Source organism: Escherichia coli DSM 30083 = JCM 1649 = ATCC 11775, assembly GCF_003697165.2.
Taxonomy (GTDB): Bacteria; Pseudomonadota; Gammaproteobacteria; order Enterobacterales; family Enterobacteriaceae; genus Escherichia; species Escherichia coli.
The window spans coordinates 4,565,072-4,582,393 of sequence record NZ_CP033092.2; the positions used below are offsets into that span (position 1 = coordinate 4,565,072).

Here is a 17,322-nt window from a genome sequence, read left to right on the forward strand (position 1 = left end):
ACGAGCTATGTCTGCAACAAAACTGACCCGCCGCGAACAACGCGCCCAGGCCCAACATTTTATCGACACCCTGGAAGGCTCCGCCTTTCCCAACTCAAAACGCATTTACATCACTGGCACACACCCCGGCGTACGCGTGCCGATGCGTGAGATTCAGCTTAGCCCGACGCTAATTGGCGGCAGCAAAGAACAGCCGCAGTACGAAGAAAACGAAGCGATTCCGGTCTACGACACCTCCGGCCCGTATGGCGATCCGCAGATTGCCATTAACGTGCAGCAAGGGCTGGCAAAACTACGCCAGCCGTGGATCGATGCGCGCGGCGATACCGAAGAACTTACCGTGCGCAGTTCCGATTACACAAAAGCGCGGCTGGCAGATGATGGCCTCGACGAGCTGCGTTTTAGCGGCGTATTAACCCCAAAACGCGCCAAAGCAGGCCACCGCGTCACACAACTGCACTACGCCCGCAAGGGTATCATCACGCCAGAAATGGAATTCATCGCCATTCGCGAGAATATGGGTCGCGAGCGCATACGTAGCGAAGTTTTACGCCACCAGCATCCGGGAATGAGCTTTGGCGCACGTCTGCCGGAAAATATCACTGCGGAATTTGTCCGTGATGAAGTTGCTGCCGGACGTGCGATTATCCCGGCCAACATTAATCATCCGGAATCGGAGCCGATGATTATTGGCCGTAACTTCCTAGTAAAAGTTAACGCCAATATCGGCAACTCAGCGGTCACTTCTTCCATCGAAGAAGAAGTGGAAAAACTGGTATGGTCCACACGCTGGGGAGCGGATACCGTGATGGATCTTTCCACTGGTCGCTATATTCACGAAACCCGCGAGTGGATTTTGCGTAACAGCCCGGTGCCGATCGGTACAGTGCCGATCTACCAGGCACTGGAGAAGGTGAACGGGATCGCTGAAGATCTTACCTGGGAAGTCTTCCGCGACACCCTGCTGGAACAAGCCGAGCAAGGTGTGGATTACTTCACGATCCATGCGGGGGTGCTGCTGCGCTACGTGCCGATGACCGCGAAACGCCTGACCGGTATCGTCTCTCGCGGCGGTTCGATTATGGCGAAATGGTGCCTCTCCCATCATCAGGAAAATTTCCTCTATCAACGCTTCCGCGAAATTTGTGAAATCTGTGCTGCTTATGACGTTTCGCTATCGCTGGGCGACGGCCTGCGCCCCGGTTCTATTCAGGACGCCAACGATGAAGCACAGTTTGCCGAGCTGCATACGCTGGGTGAACTGACTAAAATCGCCTGGGAATATGACGTACAGGTGATGATTGAAGGCCCAGGCCACGTGCCGATGCAGATGATTCGCCGCAATATGACCGAGGAGTTAGAGCACTGCCACGAAGCGCCGTTTTACACTCTGGGGCCGCTAACTACCGATATCGCGCCGGGCTATGACCACTTCACGTCAGGGATTGGCGCGGCGATGATTGGCTGGTTTGGTTGTGCAATGCTCTGCTACGTAACGCCGAAAGAGCATCTGGGCCTGCCAAATAAAGAAGATGTTAAACAGGGGCTTATCACCTATAAGATTGCCGCTCACGCCGCCGACCTGGCGAAAGGGCATCCGGGCGCGCAAATTCGCGATAACGCCATGTCGAAAGCCCGCTTCGAATTTCGCTGGGAAGACCAGTTTAATCTGGCCCTCGACCCGTTTACTGCCCGCGCTTATCACGATGAAACCCTGCCGCAAGAGTCCGGTAAAGTCGCCCATTTTTGCTCCATGTGTGGACCGAAATTCTGCTCGATGAAAATCAGCCAGGAAGTGCGTGATTACGCCGCCGCGCAAACCATTGAAGTGGGAATGGCGGATATGTCGGAGAACTTCCGCGCCAGAGGCGGAGAAATCTACCTGCGTAAGGAGGAAGCGTGATGTATCAGCCTGAGTTTCCTCCTGTACCCTTTCGTTTAGGACTGTACCCGGTGGTTGACAGCGTACAGTGGATCGAACGTCTGTTGGATGCAGGCGTACGTACTCTCCAGCTACGCATCAAAGATCGGCGCGATGAAGAGGTAGAAGCCGATGTGGTGGCGGCAATTGCGCTGGGCCGCCGCTATAACGCGCGATTGTTTATCAACGATTACTGGCGGCTGGCGATTAAGCATCAGGCGTATGGCGTCCATCTGGGGCAGGAAGATTTGCAAGCCACCGATCTCAGCGCCATCCGCGCGGCAGGCCTGCGGCTGGGCGTTTCGACCCATGACGATATGGAGATCGACGTCGCGCTGGCGGCACGTCCTTCTTATATCGCGCTGGGACATGTGTTTCCGACACAAACCAAACAGATGCCTTCTGCACCGCAGGGACTGGAACAGCTGGCACGGCATGTTGAGCGCCTGGCGGATTATCCCACCGTGGCGATTGGCGGTATCAGTCTGGCGCGCGCGCCTGCGGTGATAGCAACGGGTGTCGGCAGTATCGCCGTCGTCAGCGCCATTACTCAAGCCGCAGACTGGCGTTTGGCAACGGCACAGCTGCTGGAAATTGCAGGAGTTGGCGATGAATGACCGTGACTTTATGCGTTATAGCCGCCAAATCCTGCTCGACGATATCGCTCTGGACGGGCAGCAAAAACTGCTCGACAGCCAGGTGCTGATTATTGGTCTTGGCGGGCTGGGTACACCTGCTGCGCTATACCTGGCGGGGGCTGGCGTCGGGACGCTGGTACTGGCAGATGACGACGATGTGCATTTAAGCAATCTGCAACGACAAATCCTCTTTACCACTGAAGATATCGATCGCCCGAAATCACAGGTCAGCCAACAGCGACTGACACAGTTGAATCCCGACATTCAACTGATGGCATTACAACAACGATTAACGGGTGAGACGTTAAAAGATGCGGTTGCACAAGCCGATGTGGTGCTCGACTGTACTGACAATATGGCGACTCGCCAGGAGATTAATGCCACCTGCGTGGCACTCAACACGCCGCTTATCACCGCCAGCGCGGTCGGATTTGGCGGTCAGTTGATGGTACTGACGCCGCCCTGGGAGCAGGGATGTTACCGCTGCCTGTGGCCAGATAACCAGGAGCCAGAACGCAACTGCCGCACGGCGGGCGTGGTTGGCCCGGTGGTCGGGGTTATGGGCACTTTACAGGCACTGGAAGCGATTAAGTTATTAAGTGGTATAGAGACGCCTGCGGGAGAACTCCGACTGTTCGACGGTAAGTCGAGCCAGTGGCGCAGCCTGGCTTTGCGCCGCGCCAGTGGTTGCCCGGTATGCGGAGGAAGCAATGCAGATCCTGTTTAACGATCAACCGATGCAGTGCGCCGCCGGGCAAACGGTTCACGAACTACTGGAGCAACTCGACCAACAACAAGCGGGCGCGGCACTGGCGATTAATCAGCAAATCGTCCCGCGTGAGCAGTGGGCGCAACATATCGTGCAGGATGGCGACCAGATCCTGCTTTTTCAGGTTATTGCAGGGGGTTGAGATGTTACGTATTGCGGACAAAACGTTTGATTCACATCTGTTTACCGGCACAGGGAAATTCGCCTCTTCACAACTGATGATGGAGGCGATCCGCGCTTGCGGCAGCCAACTGGTGACACTGGCGATGAAACGCGTCAACTTGCGCCAGCACAACGACGCTATCCTCGAACCGCTTATCGCGGCGGGTGTGACCCTGCTGCCAAATACATCCGGGGCGAAAACAGCGGAAGAAGCCATTTTCGCCGCCCATCTGGCTCGTGAAGCGTTAGGCACAAACTGGTTAAAATTAGAGATTCACCCTGACGCCCGCTGGCTGTTGCCCGATCCCATCGAAACCCTGAAAGCCGCCGAAAAGCTGGTACAACAGGGATTTGTCGTGCTGCCTTACTGCGGGGCCGATCCGGTATTGTGTAAACGTCTGGAAGAAGTCGGCTGTGCAGCGGTGATGCCGCTCGGCGCGCCGATTGGCTCGAATCAGGGACTGGAAACCCGCGCCATGCTGGAGATTATTATCCAGCAGGCCACCGTTCCGGTGGTTGTCGATGCTGGCATCGGCGTTCCCAGCCATGCCGCGCAGGCGCTGGAAATGGGGGCCGACGCGGTGTTAGTGAATACGGCGATTGCCGTCGCGGACGATCCCGTCAACATGGCGAAGGCATTTCGTCTGGCGGTAGAAGCAGGCCTGCTGGCACGTCAGTCCGGACCGGGCAGCCGCAGTCATTTTGCTCATGCCACCAGCCCGCTGACTGGATTTCTGGAGGCATCGGAATGAAAACCTTCAGCGATCGCTGGCGACAACTGGACTGGGATGACATCCGCCTGCGTATCAACGGCAAAACGGCTGCTGACGTAGAGCGGGCGCTAAATGCCTCGCAACTCACCCGCGACGACATGATGGCATTGCTATCACCCGCCGCCAGTGGCTATCTGGAACCACTGGCCCAGCGAGCGCAACGTCTGACTCGTCAGCGATTTGGCAACGTCGTCAGCTTCTACGTCCCGCTTTATCTTTCCAATCTTTGCGCTAACGACTGTACTTATTGCGGATTTTCTATGAGCAACCGCATCAAGCGCAAAACGCTGGATGAAGCGGATATTGCCAGAGAAAGCGCCGCTATACGGGAGATGGGCTTTGAACATCTGCTATTAGTCACTGGTGAACATCAGGCGAAAGTGGGGATGGATTACTTTCGTCGTCATCTCCCTGCCCTGCGTGAACAGTTCTCTTCACTACAGATGGAAGTGCAACCGCTGGCGGAGGCGGAATATGCCGAGTTAAAACAGCTTGGCCTCGATGGAGTAATGGTTTATCAGGAGACATATCATGAGGCGACTTATGCCCATCATCATCTGAAAGGTAAAAAACAGGACTTCTTCTGGCGGCTGGAAACGCCGGATCGGCTAGGGCGTGCGGGGATTGATAAGATAGGCCTCGGCGCGCTAATCGGCCTTTCCGACAGCTGGCGAGTTGACTGCTATATGGTTGTCGAACATTTGCTATGGCTGCAACAGCATTACTGGCAAAGCCGCTACTCTGTCTCCTTCCCACGCCTGCGTCCATGTACTGGCGGCATTGAGCCTGCGTCGATTATGGATGAACGCCAGTTAGTGCAAGCCATCTGCGCTTTCCGGCTGCTTGCACCGGAGATTGAACTGTCACTCTCCACGCGGGAATCACCGTGGTTTCGCGATCGCGTGATTCCGCTGGCAATTAATAACGTCAGCGCTTTTTCGAAAACGCAGCCAGGTGGCTATGCCGACAACCACCCCGAGCTGGAACAGTTCTCACCGCACGACGATCGCAGACCGGAAGCGGTTGCTGCCGCGTTAACCGCTCAGGGTTTGCAGCCGGTATGGAAAGACTGGGACAGCTATCTGGGACGCCCATCGCAAAGGCCATGAGACAGAATGTAAGAACGTAAATTTATTCCGAGCCGCTACGGAAGATGAAAAACGCAAGGTTGTTGAAAGCGTTGTGTTTTTTTATGGTAGTCCCGTCAGCAGGAATGTTGTCCAGGGCGAAAAGCTTCTTCCTCGTTTCGCCCTGCCTTTCTTAAAAATTCCGTGAAGAATTGCCCTCTGAATAACACCCATAAAAAAACCCGCCGAAGCGGGTTTTTACGTTATTTGCGGATTAACGATTACTCGTTATCAGAACCGCCCAGACCTGCGTTCAGCAGTTCTGCCAGGCTGGCAGATGCGTCTTCTGCAGTCACCTGCGGTGCAGCCGGAGCTTCACCCGCAGCACGGCGACGCATACGATCCTGGTGGTACGCGTAACCGGTACCTGCCGGGATCAGACGACCCACGATAACGTTCTCTTTCAGGCCGCGCAGTTCATCGCGTTTGCCCGCAACGGCTGCTTCGGTCAGCACGCGAGTGGTCTCCTGGAACGATGCCGCGGAGATGAAGGACTCGGTTGCCAGAGACGCTTTGGTGATACCCAGCAGGTCGCGGGAGTAAGTTGCACCCACTTTGCCGTTCGCTTCCAGTTCGCGGTTTGCGATCTTGACGCGAGAGTATTCAACCTGTTCACCTTCCAGGAAGTCGGAGCTGCCCGCGTTAACGATGGTAGCTTTACGCAGCATCTGACGAACGATAACTTCGATGTGTTTATCGTTAATCTTAACGCCCTGCAGACGGTATACGTCCTGTACTTCGTTAACGATGTAACGAGTCACAGCATGAACACCACGCAGACGCAGAATGTCGTGCGGCGCTTCCGGACCGTCGGAAATTACGTCACCACGTTCTACACGTTCACCTTCGAACACGTTGAGCTGACGCCATTTCGGAATCATCTCTTCGTACGGATCGCTACCGTCTACCGGGGTGATAACCAGACGACGTTTACCTTTGGTTTCTTTACCGAAGGAAACGATACCGCTGATTTCAGCCAGGATTGCCGGCTCTTTCGGACGACGTGCTTCGAACAGGTCCGCAACGCGTGGCAGACCACCGGTGATGTCCTTGGTACCGCCGGATTCCTGCGGAATACGCGCCAGGGTGTCACCAGAGCTGATCTGTACGCCATCTTCCAGCTGAACAATCGCTTTACCCGGCAGGAAGTACTGCGCAGGCATATCGGTACCCGGGATCAGTACATCGTTACCCTGAGCATCAACGATTTTCAGTGCCGGACGCAGATCTTTACCACCTGCTGTACGTTCTGCGGAATCCAGAACCACCAGCGAAGACAGACCGGTCAATTCGTCGGTCTGACGCGTAATGGTCTGACCGTCGATCATGTCAGTAAAGCGTACAAAACCGCTTACTTCGGTGATAACCGGCATGGTGTGCGGGTCCCAGTTTGCAACGGTTTCGCCGCCAGCAACCTGTTCGCCATCGCCTTTCGCCAGTACCGCACCGTAAGGTACTTTGTAGCTTTCTTTGGTACGACCGAATTCGTCGATCAGTTTCAGTTCGGTGTTACGGGAAGTGATAACCAGTTTACCGCTGGAGTTCACAACCGACTTCACGTTGCTGAGCTTGATGCTACCTTTGTTTTTCACCTGGATGCTGGATTCAGCAGCCGCACGAGATGCCGCACCACCGATGTGGAACGTACGCATGGTCAGCTGTGTACCCGGTTCACCGATGGACTGTGCCGCGATAACACCGATTGCTTCACCTTTGTTGATGATGTGGCCACGCGCCAGGTCACGACCGTAGCAGTGCGCACATACACCAAAGTCGGTGTCACAAGATACAACAGAACGTACTTTAACCGCGTCGACAGAGTTCTCTTCCAGCAGGTCACACCACTGTTCGTGCAGCAGCGTGTTGCGCGGAACGAGGATATCAGCAGTACCCGGCTTCAGAACGTCTTCAGCAGTTACACGACCCAGTACGCGATCGCGCAGCGGCTCTTTAACGTCACCACCTTCGATAACCGGAGTCATCATGATACCTTCATGAGTACCACAATCGTCTTCGGTAACCACCAGGTCCTGCGCCACGTCAACCAGACGACGAGTCAGGTAACCGGAGTTCGCAGTTTTCAGTGCGGTATCCGCCAGACCTTTACGAGCACCGTGGGTGGAGATGAAGTACTGGAGTACGTTCAGACCTTCACGGAAGTTCGCGGTGATTGGCGTTTCGATGATGGAGCCATCCGGCTTCGCCATCAGACCACGCATACCAGCAAGCTGACGAATCTGTGCCGCAGAACCACGCGCACCGGAGTCGGCCATCATGTAGATGCTGTTGAAGGAAACCTGCTTCTCTTCCTGACCGTCACGGTTAATAACGGTTTCAGTTTGCAGGTTATCCATCATCGCTTTGGATACACGATCGTTCGCCGCAGCCCAGATATCGATAACTTTGTTGTAGCGTTCGCCCGCAGTTACCAGACCAGACTGGAACTGCTCCTGAATTTCAGCAACTTCTGCTTCTGCCTCGGAGATGATTTCGTGTTTCTTCTCCGGGATGACCATGTCATCGATACCAACAGATGCACCAGAACGCGCTGCATATGCAAAGCCGGTGTACATGATCTGGTCCGCAAAAATAACGGTCGGTTTCAGACCGAGAATGCGGTAGCAGGTGTTCAGCATTTTGGAGATTGCTTTTTTACCCAGCGCCTGGTTGACGATGGTGTAAGGCAGACCTTTCGGTACAATCATCCACAGAATGGCACGGCCAACAGTCGTGTCTTTCAGGCTGGTTTTCGCTACTAATTCACCGTTAGCATCTTTTTCATACTCGGTGATACGCACTTTAACGCGCGCATGCAGAGAAGCCAGACCAGAGCGATACAGACGTTCTGCTTCTTTCGGGCCAGTCAGCACCATGCCTTCGCCTTTGGCGTTAACACAGTCGCGGGTCATGTAGTACAGACCCAGTACAACGTCCTGAGACGGAACGATGATTGGTTCGCCGTTCGCCGGGGACAGGATGTTGTTGGTAGACATCATCAGCGCACGCGCTTCCAGCTGGGCTTCCAGCGTCAGCGGTACGTGAACAGCCATCTGGTCACCATCGAAGTCGGCGTTATATGCCGCACAAACCAGCGGGTGCAGCTGGATAGCTTTACCTTCGATCAGTACCGGTTCAAATGCCTGGATACCCAGACGGTGCAGAGTCGGTGCACGGTTCAGCAGTACCGGGTGTTCGCGGATAACTTCGTCCAGGATATCCCAAACGACAGCTTCTTCGCGCTCAACCATTTTCTTCGCAGCTTTAATGGTGGTAGCAAGACCACGCAGTTCCAGCTTGCCGTAGATGAACGGTTTGAACAGTTCCAGTGCCATTTTCTTCGGCAGACCGCACTGATGCAGACGCAGGTATGGACCTACGGTGATTACAGAACGACCGGAGTAGTCAACACGCTTACCGAGCAGGTTCTGACGGAAACGACCCTGTTTACCTTTGATCATGTCGGCCAAAGATTTCAGAGGACGCTTGTTAGAACCAGTGATCGCACGACCGCGACGACCGTTATCCAACAGGGCGTCAACCGCTTCCTGCAGCATACGTTTTTCGTTACGTACGATGATGTCCGGCGCAGCCAGATCCAGCAGACGTTTCAGACGGTTGTTACGGTTAATGACGCGACGATACAGATCGTTCAGGTCAGAAGTCGCGAAACGACCACCATCCAGCGGAACCAGCGGACGCAGATCTGGCGGCAGTACCGGCAGAACGGTCAGGATCATCCACTCTGGTTTGTTACCAGACTGAACGAACGCTTCCAGCAGTTTGATACGCTTGGTCAGCTTCTTACGCTTGGTTTCGGAGTTGGTTTCGTTCAGCTCTTCACGCAGCTGTTCACACTCTTGCTCCAGATCCATGCTCTTCAGCAGGGCCTGGATTGCTTCCGCACCCATCTTCGCGTCGAATTCGTCACCGAACTCTTCCAGCGCGTCCAGATACTGTTCTTCAGTCAGGATCTGCTGACGCTCCAGATTGGTCATACCGCCTTCGATAACCACATAGGATTCAAAGTACAGCACGCGTTCGATATCGCGCAGCGGCATATCGAGCAGCAGGCCGATACGGGACGGCAGCGATTTCAGGAACCAGATGTGCGCAGTCGGGGAAGCCAGTTCGATGTGGCCCATACGCTCACGGCGTACTTTAGTCTGGGTCACTTCAACACCGCACTTCTCACAGATGACGCCACGGTGTTTCAGGCGCTTGTACTTACCGCACAGGCACTCGTAATCTTTTACCGGCCCAAAGATACGGGCGCAGAAAAGGCCGTCACGTTCTGGTTTGAACGTACGGTAGTTGATGGTTTCCGGCTTTTTAACTTCACCGAAAGACCATGAACGGATCATGTCTGGCGAAGCCAGAGCAATTTTGATCGCATCAAACTCTTCGGTTTTAGTCTGCGCTTTCAGAAACTTTAATAAATCTTTCACGGATTTGCTCCCGTCGGAGTTAGCACAATCCGCTGCCGGGTTTTACCCCGACAGCAGTGACCTGTTTGAGCGAGAATTACTCGTCTTCCAGTTCGATGTTGATACCCAGCGAACGAATCTCTTTCAACAATACGTTGAAGGATTCTGGCATGCCCGGCTCCATCTGATGGTTGCCGTCCACGATGTTTTTATACATCTTAGTACGGCCGTTCACGTCATCAGACTTAACGGTGAGCATTTCCTGCAGGGTGTATGCTGCGCCATATGCTTCCAGCGCCCACACTTCCATCTCCCCGAAACGCTGACCACCGAACTGTGCCTTACCACCCAGCGGCTGCTGAGTAACCAGGCTGTAAGAACCGGTGGAACGCGCGTGCATCTTGTCGTCGACCAGGTGGTTCAGTTTCAGCATGTACATGTAACCAACGGTTACCGGACGCTCGAACTGTTCACCAGTGCGACCGTCGTACAGGCGGATCTGACCAGAAGTCGGCAGGTCGCCAAGTTTCAGCAGCTCTTTAATTTCTGCTTCTTTCGCACCGTCGAAGACCGGCGTTGCGATTGGCATACCTTTGCGCAGGTTTTCAGCCAGACGCATAACTTCTTCATCGCTGAAGGTACTCAGGTCAACTTTCTGACGAACATCAGCGCCCAGATCGTACGCACGCTGGATGAATTCGCGCAGTTTCGCGACTTCTTGCTGCTGTTTCAGCATGGCGTTGATCTTGTCGCCGATACCTTTCGCAGCCATACCCAGGTGGGTTTCGAGGATCTGACCAATGTTCATACGAGACGGTACGCCCAGCGGGTTCAGTACGATGTCTACCGGAGTACCGTTTTCATCGTAAGGCATATCTTCGATCGGGTTGATCTTAGAAATTACACCCTTGTTACCATGACGGCCTGCCATCTTGTCACCAGGCTGGATACGGCGTTTAACCGCCAGATATACCTTAACAATCTTCAGCACGCCCGGTGCCAGATCGTCGCCCTGGGTGATTTTGCGGCGTTTCGCTTCGAGTTTCTTCTCGAACTCGTGTTTCAGTTCGTCATACTGCTCAGCCAGCTGTTCCAGCTGATTTTGTTTCTCTTCGTCGGTCAGGCCCAGCTCCAGCCAGCGATCGCGCGGCAGTTTGTCGAGTTTCTCAGCTTCAACGCCACCGGCTACCAGCACAGCACGGATACGGCTGAACAGACCCGCTTCGAGGATCTGCAGTTCTTCAGACAGGTCTTTCTTCGCCTGTTTGAGCTGCATTTCTTCGATTTCCAGCGCACGTTTGTCTTTTTCTACGCCATCGCGAGTAAAGACCTGAACATCGATAACCGTACCGGATACACCGTTTGGTACGCGCAGAGAAGAGTCTTTAACGTCAGACGCTTTCTCACCGAAGATCGCACGCAGCAGTTTTTCTTCTGGGGTCAGCTGAGTTTCACCTTTCGGCGTTACCTTACCAACCAGAATGTCGCCACCGGTCACTTCCGCACCAATGTAAACGATACCGGATTCATCCAGTTTGGAGAGAGCAGCTTCACCCACGTTCGGGATGTCAGCGGTGATCTCTTCCGGCCCCAGCTTGGTATCACGGGACACACACGCCAGTTCCTGAATATGGATGGTGGTGAAACGGTCTTCCTGAACAACACGCTCGGATACGAGGATGGAGTCTTCGAAGTTGTAACCATTCCACGGCATGAACGCTACGCGCATGTTCTGACCAAGCGCCAGTTCACCGAGATCGGTGGACGGACCGTCTGCCAGCACGTCGCCGCGTTCTACCGGTTCACCCAGAGACACACACGGCATCTGGTTGATACAGGTGTTCTGGTTAGAACGGGTGTACTTGGTCAGGTTGTAGATGTCGATACCTGCTTCACCCGGATACATCTCGTCTTCGTTAACTTTGATAACGATACGGGAAGCATCCACGTACTGAACGACACCACCACGTTTAGCAACCGCAGTTACACCGGAGTCAACGGCAACAGCACGTTCCATACCCGTACCAACCAGCGGCTTATCAGCACGCAGAGTCGGAACGGCCTGACGTTGCATGTTCGCACCCATCAATGCACGGTTGGCGTCATCGTGTTCCAGGAACGGGATCAGGGACGCACCGACGGATACCACCTGCTGGGTGGATACGTCCATGTAGTCAACCTGGTCGCGGCTGAACAAGCTGGATTCGCCTTTGCTACGGCAAGTTACCAGGTCTTCTACGAAGTGGCCTTCTTCATCCAGGTTGGAGTTCGCCTGGGCGATAACGTAGTTGCCTTCTTCGATAGCAGACAGATAGTGAATTTCGTCAGTTACAACACCGTCGGTCACTTTACGATACGGAGTCTCAAGGAAGCCGTATTCGTTAGTCTGTGCGTACACGGACAGGGAGTTGATCAGACCGATGTTCGGACCTTCAGGGGTTTCGATTGGACATACGCGACCGTAGTGAGTCGGGTGTACGTCTCGAACTTCGAAGCCTGCACGTTCACGGGTCAGACCGCCTGGGCCGAGTGCCGAGATACGACGTTTGTGCGTAATCTCAGACAGCGGGTTGTTCTGGTCCATAAACTGAGACAGCTGGCTGGAACCGAAGAACTCTTTCACTGCTGCGGAAATCGGCTTGGCGTTGATCATATCCTGAGGCATCAGGGTATCCAGATCGCCCAGAGACAGACGCTCTTTCACCGCACGCTCTACACGTACCAGGCCAACGCGGAACTGGTTTTCCGCCATTTCGCCAACAGAACGGATACGACGGTTGCCGAGGTGGTCGATATCATCAACTTCGCCTTTACCGTTACGGATATCGATGAGCTTTTTCATAACATCAATGATGTCGTCTTTGCTCAGGATACCGGAACCTTCGATTTCTTCGCGCAGCAGAGAACGGTTGAACTTCATACGACCAACCGCAGACAAGTCATAGCGGTCTTCGGAGAAGAACAGGTTCTCGAACAGGCTTTCAGCAGCTTCACGAGTCGGCGGCTCGCCAGGGCGCATCATACGGTAGATTTCTACCAGTGCGCTCAGACGGTCGTTAGTTGGGTCGACACGTAAGGTTTCAGAGATATATGGGCCGTGATCCAGATCGTTGGTGAACAGCGTTTCGATACGCTTATGACCAGACTGGCTCAGCTTAGCCAGCAGATCCAGGCTCAGCTCCATGTTCGCTGCGCAGATCAGCTCGCCGGTAGACTCATCAATGTAGTCTTTAGCAACCACTTTACCTGCGATGTACTCAACCGGAACTTCGATCAGCTTGACGTCGTCTTTTTCCAGCTGGCGAATATGGCGCGCAGTAATGCGGCGGCCTTTTTCTACGTACACTTTACCGTTAGCTTCGATGTCAAAAGATGCGGTTTCACCACGCAGGCGTTCCGGCACCAGTTCCATCTGCAACTTGTTATCACGGATTTCAAAGATAACTTTTTCAAAGAACAGGTCGAGGATCTGCTCTGTGGTGTAGTTCAGGGCACGCAGAATGATTGTCGCAGGTAGTTTACGGCGACGGTCGATACGTACGAACAGGTTGTCCTTCGGATCGAATTCGAAGTCCAGCCAGGAACCACGGTAAGGGATGATGCGCGCGTTATACAGCACCTTACCCGAAGAGTGGGTTTTACCTTTGTCGGAGTCAAAAAAGACCCCCGGACTACGGTGCAGCTGGGAAACGATAACACGCTCAGTACCGTTGATAACAAAGGTACCGTTGTCCGTCATGAGCGGAATTTCGCCCATGTAGACTTCTTGTTCTTTAATGTCTTTTACGGTGCCTTCCGGCGCTTCGCGCTCATAGATCACCAGACGCAGTTTAACGCGCAGCGGTGCGGAATAGGTCACGCCACGGATTTGACATTCCTGGACGTCAAACACCGGTTCGCCAAGGCGGTAGCTGACGTATTGCAGCTCGGAATTACCGCTGTAGCTCTGAATCGGGAATACGGAACGGAAAGCAGCTTCCAGACCATACTGCCCTTCAGGATCTTGCTCGATAAATTTCTGAAACGAGTCAAGCTGGATAGAAAGGAGATAAGGTACATCCAGAACTTGTGGACGTTTACCAAAATCCTTACGAATACGTTTTTTCTCGGTATAGGAGTAAACCATAGGGTTCCTCAGCTCGCTGACAAGTCGACCCATCTGTCCATTGAGCGGACAGTTTGTGCAACACTATTTTGTTGACCGGAAAATGGAACACTTTCCGCAATGCCTGTTGCTATCACGCTTAAACCATTTCATTGCGATTTACACAGAACGGGCGTCCTGTCGCAGTATATTAAGTCGTCGATAGAAACAAGCATTGAAAGGCACAGCAGTAGTCAAACAGTGTGAAACGCTACTGGCGCCTTACAGCGCAAAAAGGCTGGTGACTAAAAAGTCACCAGCCATCAGCCTGATTTCTCAGGCTGCAACCGGAAGGGTTGGCTTATTTAACTTCAACTTCAGCGCCAGCTTCTTCCAGAGCTTTTTTCAGTGCTTCTGCGTCGTCTTTGCTCACGCCTTCTTTCAGAGCAGCCGGTGCAGATTCAACCAGGTCTTTAGCTTCTTTCAGACCCAGGCCAGTTGCGCCACGTACTGCTTTGATAACAGCAACTTTGTTAGCGCCAGCAGCTTTCAGAATTACGTCGAATTCAGTTTTTTCTTCAGCAGCTTCAACCGGGCCAGCAGCTACAGCTACAGCAGCAGCAGCGGAAACACCGAATTTTTCTTCCATTGCAGAGATCAGTTCTACAACGTCCATTACAGACATAGCTGCAACTGCTTCAATGATTTGATCTTTAGTGATAGACATTTAAATTGTTCCTGAATATCAGAATAAGTTTATACGTAAGCGAATGCGTTAAAAAGATAACTGCGATTAAGCAGCTTCTTTCGCATCGCGTACAGCAGCCAGAGTACGAACCAGTTTGCCAGCCGAAGCTTCTTTCATGGTTGCCATCAGGCGTGCAATTGCTTCTTCGTAGGTCGGCAGAGTTGCCAGGCGGTCGATCTGAGACGCCGGGATCAGCTCACCTTCAAAGGCAGCGGCTTTGACCTCAAATTTTGCATTCGCTTTCGCGAACTCTTTGAACAGACGAGCAGCAGCGCCCGGGTGTTCCATAGAGTATGCAATCAGGGTCGGACCAACAAACGCATCTTTCAGGCACTCGAACGGAGTACCTTCAACAGCACGGCGCAGCAGGGTGTTACGAACAACACGCATGTATACGCCAGCTTCGCGACCTGCTTTACGCAGTTCAGTCATTTTATCTACAGTTACGCCACGGGAATCCGCAACTACTGCAGACAGCGCGCCTTTGGCTACTTCGCTGACTTCAGCAACAATCGCTTGTTTGTCTTGAAGATTTAAAGCCATTAGCTTTGCTCCTGGATGTTTGCCAGAGAAAATCTCTGGAACTCACTTCACTCCTCCAAACGGAGAGAGCGTCTTAATTACGGTGAGCAGAAACAAGCCAGAATATAAAAGAATAATCTTAGCGTTCTGTCACCGTCTACGCAGGGGATTAAGTTTCTTGCGAAACTCCTGCGGTCTTCGACGGAGGCCTGGATAGGCCAGGCTCCAACGAACAAATCTTTTTAGCTGCTAACTTTCGTTAGCATACGTGGGGGTAAGATTGTAGACAAAATCACCGCCCACGTAAAGGCATTAGTTTACAGAAGCGCTCAGGCCAGCCTGGTCAACTGCAACACCTGCACCCATGGTGGTAGAGATGCTAACTTTCTTGATGTACACGCCTTTCGCCTGAGTCGGTTTTGCTTTTTTCAGCGCAACCAGCAGAGCTTCCAGGTTTTCTTTCAGTTTGTCAGCGTCAAAGTCCACTTTACCGATGGTGGTGTGGATGATGCCGTTTTTGTCGTTACGGTAACGAACCTGGCCAGCTTTAGCGTTTTTAACCGCTTCAGCAACGTTCGGCGTTACAGTACCCACTTTCGGGTTTGGCATCAGGCCGCGCGGACCCAGAACCTGGCCCAGCTGGCCAACAACGCGCATTGCATCCGGAGAAGCAATAACAACGTCAAAGTTCATTTCGCCTTTCTTGATCTGGTCAGCCAGATCTTCCATACCTACCAGTTCAGCACCTGCAGCTTTAGCAGCTTCAGCGTTTGCACCCTGGGTAAATACGGCTACGCGAACGGAACGGCCAGTACCGTGCGGCAGTACAGTTGCACCACGTACGTTCTGGTCAGATTTACGAGCGTCGATGCCGAGGTTAACAGCTACGTCCACGCTTTCTACGAATTTAGCAGTCGCCAGTTCTTTCAGCAGAGCGATAGCTTCGTTGATGTCGTACTGTTTGGTTGCATCAACTTTCTCGCGGATAACACGCATGCGCTTGGTCAGTTTAGCCATTTCTTAGTCCTCCACTACCAGGCCCATGGAACGTGCAGTACCTTCGATGGAGCGAGTCATCGCTTCAATGTCGGCACCAGTCATGTCGGCAGCTTTGGTCTGCGCGATTTCCTGCAGCTGAGCGCGGGAAATTTTACCCACTTTGTCTTTGTTCGGCTTACCGGAACCAGACTTGATACCAGCCGCTTTTTTCAGCAGAACTGCTGCCGGCGGAGTCTTGGTAACGAAAGTGAAAGAACGGTCAGCGTAAACAGTGATTACTACCGGAATCGGCAGACCTTTTTCGATGGAATCAGTTTTTGCGTTGAACGCTTTGCAGAATTCCATGATGTTTACGCCCTGCTGACCCAGAGCCGGACCTACTGGCGGACTCGGGTTAGCCATACCAGCTGCAACCTGCAGCTTGACATAGGCTTGTACTTTCTTAGCCATTATAAATTCCTCAAGTTGGGTAATAACGCCTCTGAGAGGCTCCCCGTGATATAAAAAATCGTTTTACGGGCAAGGCCCATAAAAACAAAAGGCGCGAAATTGTATTCCAATCTCGCGCCTTGTGCAACGATTAAATCGCCGCTTTTTTGATCGCTGGGTTAAGCTTTTTCAACCTGGCTGAAGTCCAGCTCTACAGGGGTCGCACGACCGAAGATAGAAACAGACACTTTCAGACGAGATTTCTCGTAATCAACTTCTTCAACAACGCCGTTGAAGTCAGCGAACGGACCATCATTAACACGGACCATTTCACCCGGTTCAAACAACGTTTTCGGACGCGGCTTATCACCAACCTGCTGCAGGCGGTTCATAATCGCATCGACTTCTTTATCGCTGATTGGCGCAGGACGATCGGAAGTACCGCCGATGAAGCCCATCACACGCGGTACGCTGCGCACCAGGTGCCAGCTCGCGTCGTTCATCACCATCTGAACGAGGACGTAGCCAGGGAAGAATTTACGTTCGCTTTTGCGACGCTGACCGCCACGGATTTCAACCACTTCTTCGGTTGGTACCATGACTTCACCAAACAACTCTTCCATGTTGTGTAATTTGATATGCTCACGCAGCGACGTTGCTACGCGGCCTTCAAAACCGGAAAACGCCTGAACGACGTACCAGCGCTTTTTAGGAGCTTCAGACATC

13 protein-coding genes are annotated in these 17,322 nt (G+C 53.2%); 6 read left to right on the forward strand and 7 right to left on the reverse strand.

Features of this window, described 5'->3' with window-relative positions:
- The first annotated feature begins 7 nt into the window (after positions 1-7).
- Genes thiC through thiH form a run of 6 tightly spaced genes read left to right on the forward strand, consistent with a single transcriptional unit; the run spans position 8 to position 5,372 of the window.
- Positions 8-1,903, forward strand: coding sequence for a phosphomethylpyrimidine synthase ThiC (gene thiC, locus EAS44_RS23455; protein ID WP_001331778.1), 1,896 nt, complete (start codon positions 8-10; stop codon positions 1,901-1,903).
- Positions 1,903-2,538: a thiamine phosphate synthase gene (gene thiE, locus EAS44_RS23460; RefSeq protein ID WP_000284655.1), complete on the forward strand. Its 636-nt coding sequence runs from the start codon at positions 1,903-1,905 to the stop codon at positions 2,536-2,538. The genes thiC and thiE overlap by 1 nt, the downstream gene beginning before the upstream one ends.
- A complete protein-coding gene (thiF, locus tag EAS44_RS23465) occupies positions 2,531-3,286 on the forward strand; it encodes a thiazole biosynthesis adenylyltransferase ThiF (protein ID WP_001331777.1) in 756 nt (251 codons plus the stop codon). The genes thiE and thiF overlap by 8 nt, the downstream gene beginning before the upstream one ends.
- The gene (thiS, locus tag EAS44_RS23470; protein WP_001166228.1) at positions 3,270-3,470 is read left to right on the forward strand and encodes a sulfur carrier protein ThiS; all 201 of its coding nucleotides are present in this window, start codon (positions 3,270-3,272) and stop codon (positions 3,468-3,470) included. The genes thiF and thiS overlap by 17 nt, the downstream gene beginning before the upstream one ends.
- A 1-nt stretch (position 3,471) precedes the next feature.
- Positions 3,472-4,242 (forward strand): thiazole synthase, encoded by a 771-nt coding sequence (gene thiG, locus EAS44_RS23475; RefSeq protein ID WP_000944055.1) that lies wholly within the window; start codon positions 3,472-3,474, stop codon positions 4,240-4,242.
- A complete protein-coding gene (thiH, locus tag EAS44_RS23480) occupies positions 4,239-5,372 on the forward strand; it encodes a 2-iminoacetate synthase ThiH (RefSeq protein ID WP_000847440.1) in 1,134 nt (377 codons plus the stop codon). Before thiG ends, thiH begins: the two co-directional genes overlap by 4 nt.
- 239 nt (positions 5,373-5,611) lie before the next feature.
- Here thiH and rpoC read toward each other — a convergent pair whose 3' ends face one another.
- From rpoC to nusG, 7 genes are all read right to left on the reverse strand, one after another.
- Positions 5,612-9,835 carry a DNA-directed RNA polymerase subunit beta' gene (gene rpoC / locus EAS44_RS23485; RefSeq protein WP_000653952.1) on the reverse strand — a complete coding sequence of 1,408 codons (4,224 nt, stop codon included), beginning with the start codon at positions 9,833-9,835 and terminating at the stop codon, positions 5,612-5,614.
- A 76-nt stretch (positions 9,836-9,911) separates the two neighbouring features.
- Positions 9,912-13,940: a DNA-directed RNA polymerase subunit beta gene (gene rpoB / locus EAS44_RS23490; protein WP_000263098.1), complete on the reverse strand. Its 4,029-nt coding sequence runs from the start codon at positions 13,938-13,940 to the stop codon at positions 9,912-9,914.
- Between the two features lie 319 nt (positions 13,941-14,259).
- Positions 14,260-14,625 carry a 50S ribosomal protein L7/L12 gene (gene rplL / locus EAS44_RS23495; RefSeq protein ID WP_000028878.1) on the reverse strand — a complete coding sequence of 122 codons (366 nt, stop codon included), beginning with the start codon at positions 14,623-14,625 and terminating at the stop codon, positions 14,260-14,262.
- Positions 14,626-14,691: 66 nt separating this feature from the next.
- On the reverse strand, positions 14,692-15,189 hold the full coding sequence (gene rplJ / locus EAS44_RS23500; RefSeq protein ID WP_001207201.1) for a 50S ribosomal protein L10: 498 nt from the start codon (positions 15,187-15,189) through the stop codon (positions 14,692-14,694).
- A 291-nt stretch (positions 15,190-15,480) separates the two neighbouring features.
- Entirely contained in the window at positions 15,481-16,185 is a 705-nt protein-coding gene (gene rplA, locus EAS44_RS23505; protein WP_001096684.1) for a 50S ribosomal protein L1, read from the reverse strand.
- A 3-nt stretch (positions 16,186-16,188) separates the two neighbouring features.
- Positions 16,189-16,617 (reverse strand): 50S ribosomal protein L11, encoded by a 429-nt coding sequence (rplK, locus tag EAS44_RS23510; RefSeq protein WP_001085926.1) that lies wholly within the window; start codon positions 16,615-16,617, stop codon positions 16,189-16,191.
- Between the two features lie 158 nt (positions 16,618-16,775).
- Entirely contained in the window at positions 16,776-17,321 is a 546-nt protein-coding gene (gene nusG / locus EAS44_RS23515) for a transcription termination/antitermination protein NusG (RefSeq protein ID WP_001287521.1), read from the reverse strand.
- Between the last annotated feature and the right edge of the window lies 1 nt (position 17,322).

Excerpts from the sequence above, each read along its gene's own strand:
- rplA (WP_001096684.1), bottom strand. The coding sequence starts at position 16,185 with ATGGCTAAACTGACCAAGCGCATGCGTGTTATCCGCGAGAAAGTTGAT.
- thiE (WP_000284655.1), top strand. The coding sequence starts at position 1,903 with ATGTATCAGCCTGAGTTTCCTCCTGTACCCTTTCGTTTAGGACTGTAC.
- nusG (WP_001287521.1), bottom strand. The coding sequence starts at position 17,321 with ATGTCTGAAGCTCCTAAAAAGCGCTGGTACGTCGTTCAGGCGTTTTCC.
- rplJ (WP_001207201.1), bottom strand. The coding sequence starts at position 15,189 with ATGGCTTTAAATCTTCAAGACAAACAAGCGATTGTTGCTGAAGTCAGC.
- rplL (WP_000028878.1), bottom strand. The coding sequence starts at position 14,625 with ATGTCTATCACTAAAGATCAAATCATTGAAGCAGTTGCAGCTATGTCT.
- thiF (WP_001331777.1), top strand. The coding sequence starts at position 2,531 with ATGAATGACCGTGACTTTATGCGTTATAGCCGCCAAATCCTGCTCGAC.
- rpoB (WP_000263098.1), bottom strand. The coding sequence starts at position 13,940 with ATGGTTTACTCCTATACCGAGAAAAAACGTATTCGTAAGGATTTTGGT.
- thiS (WP_001166228.1), top strand. The coding sequence starts at position 3,270 with ATGCAGATCCTGTTTAACGATCAACCGATGCAGTGCGCCGCCGGGCAA.
- thiG (WP_000944055.1), top strand. The coding sequence starts at position 3,472 with ATGTTACGTATTGCGGACAAAACGTTTGATTCACATCTGTTTACCGGC.
- thiC (WP_001331778.1), top strand. The coding sequence starts at position 8 with ATGTCTGCAACAAAACTGACCCGCCGCGAACAACGCGCCCAGGCCCAA.
- thiH (WP_000847440.1), top strand. The coding sequence starts at position 4,239 with ATGAAAACCTTCAGCGATCGCTGGCGACAACTGGACTGGGATGACATC.
- rplK (WP_001085926.1), bottom strand. The coding sequence starts at position 16,617 with ATGGCTAAGAAAGTACAAGCCTATGTCAAGCTGCAGGTTGCAGCTGGT.